At 43.7% G+C, this 18,637-nt stretch carries 14 protein-coding genes and 1 pseudogene; 8 read left to right on the forward strand and 7 right to left on the reverse strand.

The genetic code is table 11. The features are described from left to right. Positions 1–14 precede the first annotated feature (14 nt). Complete coding sequence (locus NLBNIHML_RS01415) at positions 15–920, reverse strand: AraC family transcriptional regulator (RefSeq protein ID WP_494353576.1); 906 nt, start codon at positions 918–920, stop codon at positions 15–17. A 242-nt stretch (positions 921–1,162) separates the two neighbouring features. Between NLBNIHML_RS01415 and NLBNIHML_RS01420 the strand changes: the two genes are divergently transcribed. After that, positions 1,163–1,741 carry a TetR/AcrR family transcriptional regulator gene (locus tag NLBNIHML_RS01420; protein WP_494353577.1) on the forward strand — a complete coding sequence of 193 codons (579 nt, stop codon included), beginning with the start codon at positions 1,163–1,165 and terminating at the stop codon, positions 1,739–1,741. Positions 1,742–1,893: 152 nt separating this feature from the next. On the opposite strand, the gene NLBNIHML_RS01425 is transcribed toward NLBNIHML_RS01420, so the two are convergent. Next, complete coding sequence (locus NLBNIHML_RS01425; RefSeq protein ID WP_339242579.1) at positions 1,894–2,310, reverse strand: MerR family transcriptional regulator; 417 nt, start codon at positions 2,308–2,310, stop codon at positions 1,894–1,896. Between the two features lie 192 nt (positions 2,311–2,502). On the opposite strand from NLBNIHML_RS01425, the gene NLBNIHML_RS01430 reads away from it, so the two are divergent. After that, positions 2,503–3,543, forward strand: coding sequence for an NAD(P)-dependent alcohol dehydrogenase (locus NLBNIHML_RS01430; RefSeq protein WP_494353578.1), 1,041 nt, complete (start codon positions 2,503–2,505; stop codon positions 3,541–3,543). A gap of 186 nt (positions 3,544–3,729) precedes the next feature. On the opposite strand, the gene NLBNIHML_RS01435 is transcribed toward NLBNIHML_RS01430, so the two are convergent. Next, on the reverse strand, positions 3,730–4,248 hold the full coding sequence (locus NLBNIHML_RS01435; protein WP_494353579.1) for a hypothetical protein: 519 nt from the start codon (positions 4,246–4,248) through the stop codon (positions 3,730–3,732). Positions 4,249–4,541: 293 nt separating this feature from the next. Here NLBNIHML_RS01435 and NLBNIHML_RS01440 point away from each other — a divergent pair, with 293 nt between their 5' ends. After that, positions 4,542–5,015: an HIT family protein gene (locus NLBNIHML_RS01440; RefSeq protein ID WP_472478281.1), complete on the forward strand. Its 474-nt coding sequence runs from the start codon at positions 4,542–4,544 to the stop codon at positions 5,013–5,015. A gap of 125 nt (positions 5,016–5,140) precedes the next feature. After that, the gene (locus tag NLBNIHML_RS01445) at positions 5,141–5,512 is read left to right on the forward strand and encodes an iron chaperone (RefSeq protein ID WP_339242587.1); all 372 of its coding nucleotides are present in this window, start codon (positions 5,141–5,143) and stop codon (positions 5,510–5,512) included. A 73-nt stretch (positions 5,513–5,585) separates the two neighbouring features. On the opposite strand, the pseudogene NLBNIHML_RS01450 reads toward NLBNIHML_RS01445, so the two are convergent. Then, a pseudogene (locus NLBNIHML_RS01450) lies at positions 5,586–6,565 on the reverse strand (aldo/keto reductase). A gap of 411 nt (positions 6,566–6,976) precedes the next feature. On the opposite strand from NLBNIHML_RS01450, the gene helD reads away from it, so the two are divergent. Continuing rightward, positions 6,977–9,394 carry an RNA polymerase recycling motor HelD gene (gene helD / locus NLBNIHML_RS01455; protein ID WP_494353580.1) on the forward strand — a complete coding sequence of 806 codons (2,418 nt, stop codon included), beginning with the start codon at positions 6,977–6,979 and terminating at the stop codon, positions 9,392–9,394. Between the two features lie 178 nt (positions 9,395–9,572). Here helD and NLBNIHML_RS01460 read toward each other — a convergent pair whose 3' ends face one another. From NLBNIHML_RS01460 to NLBNIHML_RS01470, 3 genes are all read right to left on the reverse strand, one after another. Beyond that, on the reverse strand, positions 9,573–10,403 hold the full coding sequence (locus NLBNIHML_RS01460) for a carbohydrate ABC transporter permease (protein WP_339242593.1): 831 nt from the start codon (positions 10,401–10,403) through the stop codon (positions 9,573–9,575). A 1-nt stretch (position 10,404) separates the two neighbouring features. After that, positions 10,405–11,277, reverse strand: coding sequence for a carbohydrate ABC transporter permease (locus NLBNIHML_RS01465; RefSeq protein WP_339242596.1), 873 nt, complete (start codon positions 11,275–11,277; stop codon positions 10,405–10,407). Between the two features lie 68 nt (positions 11,278–11,345). Beyond that, positions 11,346–12,659 carry an ABC transporter substrate-binding protein gene (locus NLBNIHML_RS01470; RefSeq protein ID WP_494353581.1) on the reverse strand — a complete coding sequence of 438 codons (1,314 nt, stop codon included), beginning with the start codon at positions 12,657–12,659 and terminating at the stop codon, positions 11,346–11,348. Positions 12,660–12,865: 206 nt separating this feature from the next. Between NLBNIHML_RS01470 and NLBNIHML_RS01475 the strand changes: the two genes are divergently transcribed. From NLBNIHML_RS01475 to NLBNIHML_RS01485, 3 genes are all read left to right on the forward strand, one after another. After that, the gene (locus NLBNIHML_RS01475; RefSeq protein WP_494353582.1) at positions 12,866–14,629 is read left to right on the forward strand and encodes a sensor histidine kinase; all 1,764 of its coding nucleotides are present in this window, start codon (positions 12,866–12,868) and stop codon (positions 14,627–14,629) included. A gap of 63 nt (positions 14,630–14,692) precedes the next feature. Then, the gene (locus tag NLBNIHML_RS01480) at positions 14,693–16,219 is read left to right on the forward strand and encodes a response regulator transcription factor (protein ID WP_494353583.1); all 1,527 of its coding nucleotides are present in this window, start codon (positions 14,693–14,695) and stop codon (positions 16,217–16,219) included. A gap of 243 nt (positions 16,220–16,462) precedes the next feature. Further along, a complete protein-coding gene (locus NLBNIHML_RS01485) occupies positions 16,463–18,448 on the forward strand; it encodes a methyl-accepting chemotaxis protein (RefSeq protein WP_494353584.1) in 1,986 nt (661 codons plus the stop codon). Positions 18,449–18,637 lie beyond the last annotated feature (189 nt).

Consider the following 18,637-nt stretch of genomic DNA (forward strand, 5'->3'; position numbering starts at 1 on the left):
TGAGGGCAGTTGTTTTATTGATCCATACCTCTCAGGCGTTTAATATCTTCTCTGGGCGGTAAACCGAACATGCGAGAATATTCACGACTGAATTGCGACGGGCTTTCGTAACCTACCTGAAATGCTACATCTGCTGCATCGGTGGACTTGGATAATAACAAGCGCCGAGCTTCTTGCAACCTAAGTTGTTTTTGAAACTGAATCGGACTCATGGCAGTCACTTCTTTAAAGTGTCTGTGCAGCGAGGCAGTACTCATATTCGCCAAATCGGCCAGATCCTCCACCCGAAAATTTTGCTCAGAGTGATTCATAATATATTCAATAACGTCTCTGATTCGATAGGTATGGCTGCCCGCAATGGTAGCTTGTTCCAAGGCCATCCCATGGGGGCCTTTCAGAACTTTATAGAGAATTTCCTTCTTGAACAAAGGAGCGAGCAGTGGTATATCTTCCGAATGATCTTCCAACAAACGTATTAACCTGACAACTGCATCCAGCAGAGATGGCTCAGCCTGGCTTACAAATATTGCACGTTTCGTCGTTTTCTGCGGTCTTGCCGGGAAATGGGAGTGGTTCAACACCTCCAGAATCTCACTGGACGTAAATTCAAGTTTCAGGGCCAGATAAGGAGCCTCAGACGAGGCTTGAATCACTTGTCCACTAACCGGCAAGTCAACGGTTGCCACGACATAACTTCCTGGACCATATCGGAAACGATCCTGTCCCAGCAGGACCTGTTTCTCACCCTGTACGATAATGCAGAACGAAGGTTCGTTCACTCTAAATATAGGTTCAGTAACAACCGATTCACGGATTAGAAATAATGAAGGGATAGCCGTCTGGTGCACACCATTGGTGTTTGAATAACGGTCAATACGTTTGGCTAATTCGTCTTGATGCTCGTGTAATCGATCAGACATGCGTAAATCTCCTTTTTCGCACAATATAATAATTAATCACATTTTAGCGTATATTGACCCTAGGCGGTAGAAAACGGATAGGAATAGGCAAACATTTGATGTAAATGGATAAGACATGCTCATTGCTGGTTACATAATCACAAAGTGCACAATCATGATATACAACAAGTACAGAAGATGTATACGTCTTTTATTTACTGATCGTTCCCGATGTGTTAGATTGACTTTAGGAGGGAAGTCGAATGGCTAGAAGTAAAGAGTTTGAAGTGAACGAAGTGTTGGATAAAGCAATGAAGATCTTCTGGGAACAAGGTTATGAGAAGACATCGATGAGTGACCTTGTGGAGCATATGGGAATACATCGCCGAAGTATATACGATACATTTGATGATAAACATACATTGTTCTTGCAGGCTATGGATCGTTATAAAGGCAAGATCAGTGCTACATTACTTGCAGAAATTAAAGCGTCCAAGACGGCAGTGGAAGCACTTCATAACATTTATGGATTGATGATCAGTGAAGCAGAGGATACACCATCGGGTTGTCTGATCGTAAATTCGGCAGTAGAGCTGGGCACACGTGATTCGGATGTAGATACACGGTCCCTTGAATCATTTAACGATACAGAGCGGATGTTTGAGCAGATCATCGAATGGGGACAACGCGATGGAGAATTTTCCTCAGACCATGATGCGAAGGAAATGGCAGAGTATTTGCACAATATTTCTGTCGGCATTAGAGCCATGGCCAGAACCTCGACGGATAAAGTTAAATTAAATCGAATAATCAATGCATCCATAAAACTGTTGGAAAAATGATACGGCTGGCTCTACGCGCATATAGAGGCATATCTCCGAAATGTTATTCCATACGATGTGCCTAAACATATCCCAAATAGCAGCTTGTAATCCGTTATAGGATTACAAGCTGCTATTTTTGTACCTATTTACGTCATGAGAAAGATGGACCATCAATTGGTGACGGCATCGGCTGTTGTTTTTACTCTTCTGTGAATCTCTTCGGTTCCAGCTTCCAAAGCAGTTTCGTAGTATGAGCGTTTATGGTCAATAACTTCCATGGTCCTTCTTAGTTGCTCCATTTGTGCTTCAACAATGGCTTTTCGTTCCGTGAACATATCATATCTTTGCTTCAGGGTGGAATCCCCTTCAGAACACCATTCAATAAAATCCTTGATGTCTTTGATAGGCATTCCGGTCAACTTCAGGCATTGAATGATCTTTAGAAAGTCGATGTCTGAATCTTTGAACAAGCGCGTTCCGCTCGTGGTACGTTCTACAAAAGGCATAAGTCCTTCCTTATCATAGTACCGCAATGTATATACTGTAAGGTCTAATTTTTTGGCAACTTCACCGATTGAATAGGTCATTTAGAATGAATTCCTTTCTACGAGGGGTAGACTTCGAGTTAACTCTAGGATTGATCCGAGTGAATTCTATCATGTTGGATTACTGGATGTCAAAGTACGTTGGAGATAAAAAATAAGATAAACATTTGACCTAGAGTTAACTAGAGGGCGTAAGATTATTTATGTACTTACAATTACGAGGAGGTTATTCCATTGATTATAGCTAAAGCCAGAGCCGTTGACGGACCAGACCAACAATTCAGAAGTGCTGAAATTAAACGACGTGATCTGGATACCAATGATGTATTAATCGAGATTAAATATGCCGGTATCTGCCATTCTGACATCCATACTGCCCACGGTGAATGGGGTCCTGTGAACTATCCACTCGTTCCTGGGCACGAAATTGCCGGGATTGTAACTGATGTAGGAAGCGGAGTCTCCAAATATAAGGTTGGTGACCGAGTAGGGGTCGGATGTATGGTCGACTCTTGTGGTGAATGTGTTAACTGCCGCAAAGGTGAAGAGCAGTACTGTCTCAAAGGAAATATTCAAACTTACGCTGGAGTAGACAAATACGGTGAACCTACGCAAGGTGGATATTCAACACATATTGTTGTCGTAGAGGATTTTGTCGTTCGCATCCCTGATAACATTGCACTTGATGCAGCTGCACCTTTGTTGTGTGCCGGTATTACGACGTATTCACCACTTCATCACTGGGGAGCTGGCCCAGGTAAGAAGGTTGCCGTTGTAGGTATGGGTGGTCTGGGTCATATGGCTGTCAAAATCGCACATGCGATGGGTGCGGAAGTAACGGTCCTCTCCCAATCCTTGAGCAAAAAAGAAGATGGACTGCAATTTGGTGCAGATCATTACTTTGCCACAAGCGAACCCGAGACCTTCGAAAAACTTGCAGGAACCTTTGATCTGATGATTAACACGGTGAGTGCCAATATTGACATTAACACGTATTTCTCACTGCTCACGCTGGATGGTACACTCGTGAACGTGGGTGCTCCTGCAGAGCCATTAGCCGTAAACGTATTTTCTCTGATCGGTCATCGCCGTTCATTCGCAGGTTCCATGATTGGTGGCATTCGTGAGACGCAAGAGATGCTTGATTTCTGTGCAGAACATGATATTGCGCCTAACATTGAGGTTATCTCGGCTGATCAGATTGACGAAGCTTACAAGCGTGTACTGGCTTCTGACGTGAAATATCGCTTTGTTATTGATATCAACACCATGTAAGTGTGGAGTGTGATTATTGATAGGGATAGTTAAAGATAGAATAAAGCAGCTGCCTATAAGGTCAGCTGCTTTTTATCTTGTTCATTGTAGGATCCTTTTTAGCTCACCTTCCTGGTGAAAATTCATATTTAATCTTTCAGCATGATATGGTTAAGTAAAAAGAGCCGCAGCAGCAGCTCAAATAAATTAAAAGTTAAGATGCAGCAATGGCTTAATATGCTTAGCAGCGGCACTGAACTGATCAGAAAATTCTTCTGAATCGTGGTATTCTCTAGGCAAGTCATTCAGGAATAATTTGATCTGTTTGGCTACTTTTATACGTACTTCAGAATCTGTACGGTTTCCTTTTAATTGATCCTTTACAAGATAACCATATTCATTTCTAAATATTAAAAAGTCATTGATAAGAACATTTATATAATCAGAGAAATTTTCAGTATGTTCTTTGATGAGCGTTAATCGGTCATTTATTAAAATGATGGAAGTATAAACATCAAACATTTGCTCGATTTCTCCAGTAGAATGTACCTCACTGGTTTGAGAAAGTGTATCATTCAGATTCTGTACTCTCGAAACAAAACTAGTATAATAATCCGAATTGACCGCAATTTCTTTCTTGCGAGTTGAGTTTTCAATTAAAATAAAAGTTGAACCAATGATCAATAGAACCCAGAGGAATACAATGATATTAGAATATTTTTTCATGCAGTATTATGCTTCCCGTTAGTGAGAATGAAGTGTAATTCTGCAGCTACGAGAACGAATACTCCTCCCAATGAAATTAAAACTTTCAATTATGTAACCCCCATATTTTTTTTGTACAGAACATTAAAGAGGTTAACACAAAAAAAGGGAATAGATCTATCTGCATAATTTACCACTTATATAGGTTGTTTGTTATTATAATATTCTATCTTGAAATTGCTACAGACATAGGTGTGAAGCTAGCTAAATCTAATAATTACTTGAAGAAACTTGAAAGGAGTGGAAGGAGAAAGATGACAGCATCATTTTCACATCAGCCCGAAGGGTATGAATGTCCATTTTGTTGTATTTGGGGTATCGAGCGACCGGATCAGGGAACCAAACAAAGAGATATTATCTATCAGAATGAAAAGGTAACGGCATTTATAGCAGGCAAGTGGTGGCCAAACAATAAAGGACATGTGCTTATTGTTCCAAATCAACATTTCGAGAACATCTTTGAACTTCCTGCGGACTACGCTGCTGAGATTCATTACGCGGCTCAACTTACAGCATGGGCAATGAAAAGTACATATGGATGTGAAGGAATCTCTACACGACAGCATAATGAACCTGCAGGTAATCAAGATGTATGGCATTATCATCTGCATGTTTATCCCAGATACGTGAATGATCAACTTTATCTGACAAAGGGTTCTCAATCCGATCCAGATGAACGCGCATTCTGTGCTGATCAGTTGCGTTCTTGGATTAAGGAAAACATATAAAGTTTAGCAGCTACTTATCGTTTTGAGTTATCGGACAGATAGGGGTCTTGAATTTGATATTCATGATAGAATGAGTTTGAATGGGGCAAATTAAATAGTATATTTCATGATATAGGGGGAAACCAATGGAGACCTTTGCAGAATTTATAGCACGCATCGATAACCCGGAACACCAGGCACGAACGGAAGAAGTTTTGAACTGGATCACTGAAAGATTCCCGAATTTAAAACAAAAAATTGCATGGAACCAACCGATGTTTACCGACCATGATACCTTCATTATTGGTTTTAGTGTATCCAAGCAACATTTGGCTGTTGCTCCCGAAAAGGCAGGAATTAATCGTTTTTCGGAAGAGATCACTAAAGCCGGTTATGATCATACCAAAGAGTTGGTGCGAATGAAGTGGAAACAGGAGATTGATTATTCGTTACTTGAGAGAATGATTGAGTTTAATATCGCGGATAAGGCAGAATGTTCAACATTTTGGCGAAAATAAATTGCACACATAAAAGCCCCCCGACTTCCGGATGAGGAAATAGGGGGGTTCTCCATTTTTTTAGGAAAATTTACTATTGAGCACCTACTACAGGATGAGGTACATAAGGTTCTTCAAGGAATGTGACATCTTCTGAGGTCAACTTAACGGAAAGAGCACCTACAGCATCTTCCAGATGTGATAGTTTGGTGGCACCGATAATTGGAGCCGCTACAGTGTCTTTTTGCAGCAACCACGCAAGTGCGATGTGTGTACGAGGGACTCCGTATTTTTCTGCAATGGATGCAACCCGTTCAACCACAAGTCGATCTGCATCACTGGTCGCATTGTACTTGGATTTCTGAATTTCGTCTGTCTCGGATCGAAGGGTCGATACGGACCAGTCACGGGTTAACCTGCCTGAAGCAAGAGGACTGTAAGGAGTCACACCAATCTTTTCTTCCTTGCATAACGGTAACATTTCACGTTCTTCTTCGCGGTAGATGAGGTTCAAGTGGTTCTGCATAGAGACAAACTTGGTCCAACCATGTTTCTCTGCTACATGTAATGTCTTTTGGAACTGCCAAGCGAACATGGCTGAAGCCCCAATATATCTTACTTTCCCGGACTTCACCACATCATGTAAGGCTTCCATGGTTTCTTCAATAGGCGTATTGTAGTCCCAACGATGAATGATATACAGATCTACATAATCCGTTTCCAATCGTCTCAGGCTTTTATCAATCTCACTCAGGATGGCTTTTCTGGAAAGGCCAGAACCGTTGGGTCCTTTATGCATCTGTCCATGTACTTTGGTTGCAATAACGACCTCATCCCGATTAGCGAAATCCTTTAACGCCCGACCAAGGTACCCTCGCTCGTACCCAGAGAATATACATTCGCTGTATCAAAGAAATTGATGCCCAGCTCCAGCGCTTTTTTGATCACGGGGCGAGAGTCCTCTTCATTCAGTACCCACTGATGAACCCATTTACTGGCGTCTCCAAACCCCATACATCCTAGGCAAAATCGAGATACGTCCAAGCCAGTGTTACCAAGTTTCGTATATTCCATGTTATGTTCCAATCCTTTCTGATATTTATTATTGCCACCGGTCTGGTGGCCTATTTACACATAAGTATGTCATAACAAATGAACCAGCGTGTACCACATTTCTATCAAACTATTGCCTAATTCTCTCACAATCCCAGAATCCGTTAGATCGAGGACATAAAAAAAGATGCCCCTTGTAACTCAAGGAACATCTTATGCATTATCAATTATGAATGAACTCCAACTCAGACATTAAATAAAAAGATTGAACTAGAAAAAACGCCATGATATAATCTATAGCGCAATTGACATTTTGATTTGGAACAAAGGATGAATCATTATTTCTCCTAATTTAATTTTACATCCGACATTCCGATTTGTCAATGCTCTTTTTTTTGGTCCTAATAAATGGAAAAGGGAGTGGGTTCATTCATGGATAAAACCGTTGAATGGAAGTTGGAAGAGGAAAGATTAGTGCAGGTAAGGAGCAAGCTTCAGGCAAGACTCGACGACTTAGAACCGAAGGTTGAAGGACTGCATGAACAGGCTGCCGAAATTCGTAAACGGTTTTGGGAAGAAGTGACGATTAACACGGGTTCGTACACCGATTTTGAAGATGCATTCTACACCATTAATCAGCAATCGAGAGTGTTGGCCGAGAGGGAACGTGGGCACAAGCTGTTAACGCAACAATGGAAAAATACAAAGAGATTACTTCCGACACCGTATTTTGGTCGCTTCGATTATAAGGAAAAAGGCATGACATTTACTGAACAGATCTACATCGGCGTATCTTCCTTCATGGATGAAGATGGATTGAACTTTCTAATCTATGACTGGCGTACGCCAATTGCGAGTCTGTACTATGATCACTCTCCGGGGCCAGCAAGTTATGACACACCTTCAGGACAAATCGAGGGTACGATGGAGCTCAAGCGTCAATTTCAGATCCAACACGGGCAGCTTCTTAGCATGTTTGACTCAAATGAGACGATCGGTGACGAATTGTTACAGCAAGTACTCGCCAAAGGTGCAGACTCACAAATGAAAAGCATTGTAGCAACCATCCAAAAGGAACAAAATGCTATTATCCGTGATGACCGAAGCCGTATGCTCATTGTTCAGGGAGCAGCTGGCAGTGGCAAGACGTCCGCTGCGTTACAGCGAGTGGCCTACTTGTTATACAAACACCGGCAGACCGTTAAGGCAGATCAGATTGTACTTTTTTCTCCGAATCCGATGTTTACCAGTTATACATCCACCGTACTCCCGGAACTTGGCGAAGAGAACATGCAGCAGACCACTTTTCAGGAATATCTAAATTATTGGCTGGATTCCTCCTTACGACCAGAGGATGCTTTTGATCAGATTGAATATGTGCTGACAGCCCAGGGAGATCCAGGATATGAAGCTCGTATGGAGGCGATCAAGTATAAAGCTTCGGAGACATTCCTTCAAGTGCTCCAAAACTACGGGAAGTGGTTGGGAGGAGAGGGGATGCTGTTCAATGGGATTCGATTTCGGGAACGTGAGTTCATCACTGCGGACCGAATTAAGAACCAATTTTACAGTTTGGATCAAAATCTGACACTGTCCAACCGAATTCTTCTTGTGCAGGAATGGCTGCTGAGAGAACTCGTTATGCTGGAACGTCTGGAACGTGAAGCCGACTGGGTTCTGGAGGAGTTGAATTATCTGGATACCGATGAGTATGTGGAAGCTTACGGTATGCTTCACAAAGAAAAGCCTGTGTTCGATGTCGCGGAAAAGTATGCAGCACGAGATAACGGTAATAACAGCGCAGAGCAAGATGAGGGTGCTTTTGATTTTGCAGAGCGCGAAGAGGAATTGCTTCGTCAGAAACTGGTGAAAAACATGTTTAAACCTTTAAGGAAGAGTGTGCGGAAATTCCAGTTCGTGGATGTGAAAGGGATATATGAACAACTATTTGCAGATGAAGCCGCTTATCGGGAACGAACGAATGGGGCAATCCCCCCGCAGCATTGGGCTGAGATATGCAAACAAACCAGGGAGATGATCCTCCAGAACAAGCTTTTCCATGAGGATGCTACTCCTTATTTATATGTAAAAGAACTGATCGAGGGCGTTCGGACGAATAGAGAGATTCGTTATGTCTTCGTGGATGAAGGTCAGGATTATTCAGCGTTTCAATACGAATATTTCAAGAAACTGTTTCCTCGTGCTCGCATGACCGTATTGGGAGATTTCGGGCAAGCCATCTTTATGCAGGCTACGGAGTTAGCAGCGTCCAACTCGCCATTGATCCACCTTTATGGAGAAGCTGAAACCACGTTGATCCGCCTGGTACGCAGTTATCGTTCAACCCAAGAGATTGTTGAATTCACGAGACACATGTTACCCGGGGGAGAAGAGATTAGACCCTTTGAAAGGAGAGATCGGAAGCCTCTTTTAACAAGATTGAAGGACGAGAAGCAGCGTGGTGCGCGTATTCTGGCAGACGTTACTGCGCTTAAGGCAGAGGGGTTCGATTCCATCGCTGTAATAACGAAGACCGCAGCTGAAAGCCGGGAAGCCTATGAAAGGTTACAGAGTCAAGGAGGCGAAGGGTTACAACTTATAACGAAGGATACACAGATTTTTGAAAAAGGAATCATGGTTATTCCTGTGTACCTTGCGAAAGGCGTCGAGTTCGATGCGGTTCTGGTCTTTGATGCTTCATCAGAAGCTTACAGCCAGGAATATGATCGCAAGCTTCTATATACGGCTTGCACTCGAGCCATGCACCGACTTCAACTCTACACAACGAACGAGTGGTCACCGTTTGTGCAGGCGTTACCGGCGAATCTGTATGACACTTACCCCAAATAATAATCGTGAAGATATTACTGTTATTGTAAAACTTTATTACAGAACATTACTTCAAAAACAAACAAAGAAAGACCCGCCAATTAAGGTGGGTCTTTATGTTTATCTTTAAGCCTTTATAGATTGCTACATGGATTCCCTCGAATTCCTAACGTATTAGAGTTCTGCGAGAATATAGGGATTAACCTTTAACTGCACCGGCAGTAAGGCCGCTGACGATATATTTTTGTCCAAATAGATACAGAATGAACACAGGCAACGAAGTAAGCACGAGATTGGCGAAGATCAGGTTCCAGTCCCGACTATATTTGCCGTAGAAATTGTAGATCGATAGTGGCATCGTCCAAGTGGAGCTGTCTGTCAGGAAGTATACCGGAATGGTGATATCATTCCAGACGGACATGAACACCATGATCGCTACCGTTGCGTTAACGGGCAGGATGAGTGGTGTGACAATGCGGAAGAACACACCGAACACACTTGCTCCTTCCAGAAAAGCCACTTCGTCCAGTGCTCGTGGAATGGTTTTAATGAATCCACTGTACAAGAATACGCTGAAGGCTGTATTTAACGCGGCATAGATCAGGATAACGCTAGTGATGCTGCCGTAGAACCCCAGTCCCTGTACAACCCGTATGGTCGTGATAATGGACATTGGCGCAATCAGTCCCATAAAGAAATACATGTAGAGGGTGCCGGATAGTTTGGTTTCCCGACGTGCCAGAATGAATGCCGCTGCAGAAGAAGCAACGATATTAATGATGGAAGATACGCCAGTAATCAAAATACTGTTGAAGAATGCTCGCGACAGACCGCCTTCCTGGAAGACACGAACATAGTTCGAGAACTGCCATGTTTCCGGGAAACTCAGGGAGAAGCTGAGCACTTCGGCGCTGGTTTTGAATGAGCCGAAGATCAGAATGACAAGCGGCAACAGAACGATAAGAGAGGCCAGAATCAGGAAGCCTTCCACGATATAGTTACGGATGGCGAGTTTGCGTGTATAGCCCATGTTATTCGGTAACCTCCTTACGCCGCATGAAGATCAATAGCGGTATAGCGATAATGGTAACGACCACGAACAGAAGGGTGTTGACCGCTGTTCCAAGTCCCCAGTTGCCTTCGCCGAAAGACCGCAGAATGATCGTACCTACGACCTGGGAAGCGTTACCCGGGCCACCACCGGTCATGACATATACTTCGGAGAATACTTTGAGTCCACCGATCAACGTCAGCATCAGGTTAATGTTAATGGCGGGCAGCAAGAGTGGCAGTGTGATTTTGAAAAAACTTCTCCACGAACTTGCGCCATCAATCTTGGCGGCTTCGTAATACTCCTGGGAAATGGACTGCAGGCCTGCCAGATAGATGGCCATCTGGAACCCGGCACTCTGCCAGATGGAGACGATGGCAATCGTCCAGATTACAATCGATGGGTTGGTCAGCCAAGCTTGGCTTAACGAATGTAATCCTACAGATTCCAACAAATTGTTGATAGTACCTTCGGTACGCAACATGGGTGTGAACAGAATGCTGATCACGAGTATGCTGAGAATGGAAGGCGAGTAGAATATCGCACGCAGCAGGTTCTTCGTTCTTAATCGCATGTTAAGTCCTACGGCCAGCAATAGGCCGATGACATTCTTGCCGACAACGGTGACAATCGCAAATATCGCTGTGTTTTTCAACGCCAGAATCAGCGTTTTGTCTGAGAAAATTTTCTCGAAATTATCCCACCCGATGAACTTCAGCTCCAGCCGGTCCAACCGCCAATCCGTGAATGAGTAATAAAAAGCGGCGAGAGCAGGCACAACGAAAAAGATGGAGTAGATCAATAGTGCGGGAAATATCATGTAATACGAGTATAGATTTTTAGTCCTTTTCATGTCTCACACTCCGTTATAGCTAGGCAGCATAACAATTGATCATGTTATGCTGCCTTATATTTCACTCTTTAGAAACCTTCTACGCCTTTATCCTGCATCAGCTGACTGAACTTCTCATCCCAGGATTTCAGCACTTCTTCTGGTGACAATCCACCAGCGAATTGATCCTGCAACAATCGGTACAATTCACTGCGATCCACCAGCATGTATGCATCCGTTGTTAGCACGGTTTTCTTCGGCGTAATGTAATTGTCTACAATATCCTGTTTGTATGCCGGCAGTGCCGGAGTAGTAACGTCACTGAAATTGGATACGTATCCTTTGGAATCCACGATCTGTTGTGCGACATCTTTGGAAGCGATATAGTCGAGGAACTGTTTGGCTTCATCCAAATGTTTGGATTTCTTCGGAATGAACAGTTGTCCGCCGAGCGGACTTGCACCCAGACTGGCATTATCCGACGATGGAATCGGGAATACACCCAGTTCCATATTTGGATCTTGCTCGGCCACGCCTTCAATTAACCAATCGCCCATAAACATCATGGCAACTTCCTTGTTCAGGAATTTACCTACTGCCATGTCATAGCTGTCGCTAAGTACATCGGTGTTGGTGTACCCTTTGGTGTACACTTCATACTGTTGTTCCAGGAATGTTTTGAATTCGGGAATATCGGACCATTTTTTCTTGTTACTGTTCAACTCATCAAAAAACGTCGGATCATTTTTGGCTACAAAATCGGCAAAAGCTGCAGCGGGCCAGATGTTGGCAGCCCAGGCATCTTTGTATGGCATGAATACAGGTGTAATGCCACTTGCTTTGATTTTTTCACAGATCGCTAGGAATTCTTCGTAGTTCGTTGGAATCGACAACCCGAGTTCTTCAAAGATTTGTTTGTTGTAAACTACCCCTTGCATCCCCGTATCCTGACTGACATGGAAGCTGTAGAGATGACCTCCGGAAGAGAGGACGTCCTTGTTCACAATTCTGCTTGCCCAAGGTTCGTTGTCCAGAATCTCGAAGTTTCGTTCAAGGTTCAGGTCCGTGACAGCACTCGCCAGATTGTACTGAATGATATCAGGCGTTTCATCTACTGCCAGTTTGGTTTGCAGTACTGTCGTCGTTTGTTCCGCAGGAATCAGCTGCAAGTTGACGCGAATGTTCGTTTGTTTTTCAAATGCATCGAGAATGTCCTGCTGGATGAAGGCAGAGTCCTGAGAACTTTTGGAGATTGCCAGCTCCAATGTGACCTTGCCACTCTTGCTGTCCCCGCCAGCAGCTGTACCTGAATCCGTATCTCCTGAACCACAAGCGGTTAATGAGATGGATAATAAACTGGCCAGAATAATGGAAATCGCCTTTTTTCTTTTTATTGTTTTCAATGCAAATCCCCCTCTAAAACATGTAGTGAATCCGTTTACAAGTCCGATTATAGATTTTTTTCTCTCCCCGGTACATGTCTGTGCTTGAACGTTGATGTGTAAAATCCTGAACTTGAAATCGCTATCATTTCATGGAGTACCGTGATAGAGTAGACATCAATGTAAGGGATTTCACATCATGTCAGAACAGGAGGGTATCTCTAATAATGGCGAAGTTCATACATAAAACAACTCAATTCAGTTTGCAGACGAAGGTGTTTTTGACGTTTCTGGCTCTGCTTTTGTTTGTGCTGGGCTGTTTTATCGTTTATGTGAATGTGATCGTTGTCCGTCCGCTCAAATTGAAAACGGAGCAGGATACGCTCGTGACCGCTACGAAGGTAAGAGAGCAAGTTGATCTCTATGTGGAGCAGCAGAACCAGATGTCACAGCGAATATTATCCAGCAAAAATATTTTTGCAGCCATGGAGAAGAGCTCCTCAGCGCATAGTAATTATGAAAGACTGAAACAGATTCGGATCATTAAAGACATCATGTTCCAGGCCATCGGTCCGAGCATGAATATCAAGGACATGTCCATCTATGACAATCACGGCGTTCTCCTGACGTCATATCTGGGTTCGGGTAATCCAACCGCCATCCTGAACACCCTGATGGAGAGTAGTCAGATCGGACGAGAGTGGACGGAAAGTGGTTTTGTTCTGCTGCGCCAAGTCGATACCATTTCCTTTGTTCGTACGATCAATGATCAGAATGGCAAGGTGTACGGTTATCTTAGCATTCAGATGGAACAAGCTTATATACAGAACCTTACGGAAGGCATTACAGCAGGGGAAGTCTATATTCTGAATGAACAAGGAGAGCAGATGACAGGTACGGAAGCTAGTGAGACATTTGCGAATTGGACAAAGCCTTCATCAGACGAGGGGTTAGATGTCGACAAAGACGACAATTACGTCACACATTCTATTTCACCGAGTACAGGTTGGATTACATACATCATAACGCCCAAAAAATCTGTCCTAGGCTCGATCCATTCTGTTCAGACGATGTCCATCCTGCTGATTACAGCACTGATGCTGGTGTCGTTCGTGTATATCTTCCTGTCGACGCGTAACCTGCTGCTGCCTATCCGCAAGCTACGTAGCCAGATCTGGCGAATGAACTACAGCAATATGAATCTGAAAGTGGATGAAACGCCGAAGAATAACGATCTATTGTTGCTGAATGAAGCCTTTCGGGATCTGATGGAGAGGCTTCAACAATCCATTGACCGGGAAAAATCGGCGCTTCATGAAGAAGTAAAGGCGCGTAATTCTGCGCTGCAAGCCCAGATCGCACCTCATTTTATTCATAATGTTCTATATCTGATCAGTATTGCCGCCCAAGAGGGGAAGACCAAAGTTGTATCCGATATGTGTAAACATCTCTCGGACAGTCTGCGTTATATTGTCTCTTCACCATACGCGCATGTGACTTTGGCTGAGGAGCTTCAACATACGAGACATTACCTGTCCCTTGTACAGCAAAAGTACGAGGAGGATCTGGAATGGGACATCTGTGCTGACGAACTGGCAAACGAAATCCGGTTGCCACGGTTGGTCATTCAGCCGTTTGTGGAAAACTGCATTGAACATGCCTTTGCCAACACTGCGCCGCCTTGGCATATCCGGATTACCGTGAAGCAATATAACGGATTATGGGCTTTGGAGATCAAGGATAACGGAGAGGGGTTTCCACCCGATAAGATCCAGGAGATTGTAGCCAATATTCAGGCATCGGGCTCCGGAATGAACCAGACGGCCGATCGTGCTACAGCCCTTGGTAATATGGGGATTATCAACAGTGTCAATCGACTCAAACTAATGTATAACAACCGACTCTTTATTAATATATTTAACAATCATGCGGAAGAGGAACGTGGAGCAACAATTCAGATCATCGGCTCACTGACAAAGGATTTTTACTAGGGCGTGTCTGAAAACTCCGAAGGAAGCAGATTTGAGACACGACATAACTAGGAGGCATAGGCGATGTATAATGCGATGATCGTAGAGGATAGCAAACCGATATTACGTAATATTAAAATGCTCTTGGAAACGCTGAGCTTCCCGATTCGTGTAGCGGCTACGGCCACAAATGGAGAGGAGGCTTTGGCGGCGATAAAGCAGTCATCGATTGATCTGTTGTTGACGGATATTCGAATGCCAAAAATGGATGGCTTGTCCCTGATTGAGCAAGCCAAACTTGCCAACCCGGATCTGAAGGTCATTCTAATTAGCGGGTACAGCGATTTTGAATACACAAGAAAAGCATTGAACCTGCAAGTGTTTGACTATTTGCTAAAACCTGTCGAACGAGAGGCGCTTGAAGAAGTCATGGGTCGGGTAATTGACCAACTTGATCAACAGATGTCCAAGGAACTGCTGGATCTGCAAGAAATCATTCATCCCCAATGTGAGACTACGCCCAAAAAGGGGGAGGATTTTCCGCCCTTATTCAGCCAGATGATGATGATTATGAGCAAACAACCCTTCACCGCAGGGAATGAACGATGGGTGCAGCTGGAGCTTGAGGCGATGGTGAAGGATTTCTTCCCATTCTATTCTTGTCGTGTGTATACCAGCCAAACGCCATATCAATTTATTGCTTTTGTTAACAAGAGTGCACTTGAGGTGTATTCTTCCGTACACGAATGTCTTGAATCCTTGAGACGGCATTTGGTTGCGCATGACATCAATGCGATTATTGGAGGACAACTTCTATTGGCTGAGTCTAGTAATCTGCCTGAGCTCTATCACCGCATGTCATCCATTATGTCTGAGCAGCAACGGTTGAAACAAGGAATAGTGTTGGATACCGGGAATCCGGTGTCAATGGCTAGATCCGAGACAGGCTGTCTGGATTCGGTGCTGGAAACTGTTTTTGTACAGATGATACAGGCCCGGCAGAAAGAAAGGTTTACTCTTAAGTTATCTGAATTGTTGAATCAATGGGCAGAGGAAAATGTACATATGACTGAGGTGGAACGGTTTATTGGATTGATCGTAGACACGTTTGCTCATCTGTACGAGGAACAGGGATCGGGCATGAGATTGGGGTTGGAGCTTCGGGCAAAACAATTCGTCCAGGCACAGTCCTATGCCGATTTTTGCCGGGAACTGACGGAATGGACGGGACAGTGTTTCGATATGCTGCAATCCCACGTCCGCAAAAGCAAGGCGATCCTGTTCGAACAGATTGACGATTACGTAAAACTAAATAAATACTCTCCATTGTCGATCAACGACATTGCCATGAAGTTTCACGTAAGCCCGTCCTATGTCAGCAGAGTGATCAAAAATGAAACACAAATTACGTTTGTTCAGTATTACACCCAGCTTCGCATTCAGGAAGCCTGCAGACTGATGGAAAGCCAGCCGGACATGAAGTTTAAGGAAGTATCCGATTTGCTGTCGTTTAGTGATCAGCACTATTTCTCCAAGGTGTTCAAAGAGTATACAGGGCTAAGTCCTACGGAATATAAACAACAGATGCTTGGTATAAAGAACCAATCATAGCTAACAAACCCTTTTTATTTATGCTATAATACGAAACAAATACGGCTTGTTACTGAATTCATTCAGGCAATACCTATGTATATACATGCTCAACGTTTCTTTGGGTGTGTACATATATGGGTTTTTTTGCGTTTACTTGCCGGTTGATTCTACTAAAAATGGATACAGAGAGGAAGATTCACTTTGGAAAAAGAAAAGAAAAAAAGGTCATTTTATAAGAAAGGAGGAGCCAATTTACGATTAATGAGTACTAGGCTGATTGCAGCTTTCCTTGCGGTGCTTATTATCCCAACTGCACTTATCGGTTATTTCTCGTATCATAGTGCCAAAGATCAGGTGCAACAAAAAATGACAGAACCCATCAACACAATATTAACGATGACAGGACAGCATATTAACAATCTGGTAGGGGAAAAAGCAGAATTATTGAGTTATATAGACCGTATCTATAGATCCTCGCCCGGTAAGGTGAACATCGAAGCGGTACAAGTAGAAATCGAGCAATTAGCTGATACATATCCTGATATTCTTGGCATAACTGTGGGCAGCGACCAAGGAAGTGTTATATCATCTCCAGCAATAGAGGATGCAACATATGATCCACGCAGCACGGAATGGTATTCCAATGGTATGAGTAACAATGGATCACTCTATTTTTCGAGTATTATGACAGATTCAGTATCCGGGAAGATTTATGTAGAAATTTCAAAGGCAATTTCAAATCAACAAGGTGTAGCAAGTATTAAACTTGATCTGGAGCAATTAGCCAAAGAAATATCTGATGTGGATGTAGGAGGTAATGGGAGCCTGATTGTGGTTGACGCCAATCGAACAATCGCGGCTTGGTCAGGTGCCATTGTAAAAGGTGGGGGAGGAGAACTTGGCGGAGCGCTCATCGAAGGAATTCCAGTTCATCCGAATACGGCTTCAAGTTTCGAAGAACCGATGGCATTCTCCCAATTTGTTAGAACGGATCTGGCGTATGATTTGGAGGTGTATAACGGTGTTAATGCTTTGACGGGATGGAATGTCATTGCTTTGATGGGCCATGAGGATTTTATCGCCGCAGCGAAACCCATCATGGTATCGAGTCTAATCGTCATTGCTGTATCTGTAATGATTGCCGGAGTTATTATTTTCTTCATTCTGAGATCATTTATTGTACCCATGCAAAAACTGCGAAAGGCCACTCGCAGCGTAAGAGAAGGGAATCTGTCCGAGCGGGTTAATCTTAAAACTGAAAATGAATTTGGTATATTAGCCAATGATTTTGACCAGATGACCATTTCCCTTCAATCGGTGGTTGCCGAACTTCATCAGACGTCATCGTTGTTAAGTCACTCTTCCCAAATGATTCAGGAAAGCACAGAACAAACCACCCAATCGGTTCAACATGTGGCGGAAACCATGCACCAGACTGCGGAATCAGCTGTCGTTGGGGCGGAAAACTCGGAACAAACCGCGAATGCCGTAGAAGAGATGGCGAGAGGCATCAGTACAATTGCAGAATCTGCGAGTGCCATCGTTGATTCGGCTGAAGAGACGGAGCGCGCTGTTGCTAATGGTGGAAAAACCATTAACCAGGTCAGAGAACAAATGCAACATATTATCGGAGCTGTTGAAGAAACCTCGGCATTGATTAATGAGCTGTCCAGTCTGTCCGCCGAAGCCAATCGAATGAATGAAGCGATAGCGGATATTTCTCGGCAAACCAATCTTCTATCACTGAATGCCTCTATTGAAGCATCAAGAGCAGGAGAACACGGTAAAGGTTTTGCTGTTGTTGCTGGTGAGGTGCGTACGTTATCCATGCAATCCAAACAAAGTGCGGACGACATTGGCGCTACCATTGGCAAAATGCTTGATCTGATTGCAAAATCCACCTCCCTTATGAATGATAAAGTTCGCAATCAAGTTGGTGAGGGAATGCGGATCAGCCAAGAAGCTTCTGCAACCATATCCAACATTGAACAATATACAACTCATATCGTGGATCAAATTCAGGATATATCTGCTGTCTCAGAACAGTTGTCAGCCAGTACGGAGGAAGTCTCGGCTACCGTTGCCGCGATGAGTCACATCTCTAAAGTGTCGGCTGATAGCGCTCAGACAACTTCAGCAGCAGCCCAAGAGCAAATGGCGGCAATGGAGGAGATATCCGCATCTTCTGCACAGCTATTCAAAACAGCAGAGAATATGCAAGAACTGGTTCGCCGGTTTAAGCTCTAGATTAGAAGTAAGTAAGTTTGAAACGAAACGTGTTAAGCAAAAGGCGTTCCCCAAAGGGAGCGTCTTTTGTGCGCTTAGCTGAGAGAGAGGAGTAGGAATGTGATCACTCATCCTCAACATATCCTTTCCAGCATTCCGGATGAAACGAGTTCGCAGACAATAGAGGTAGGATAATGCAATAATTCAGTG

It is taken from the genome of Paenibacillus sp. JNU01 (assembly GCF_059130585.1).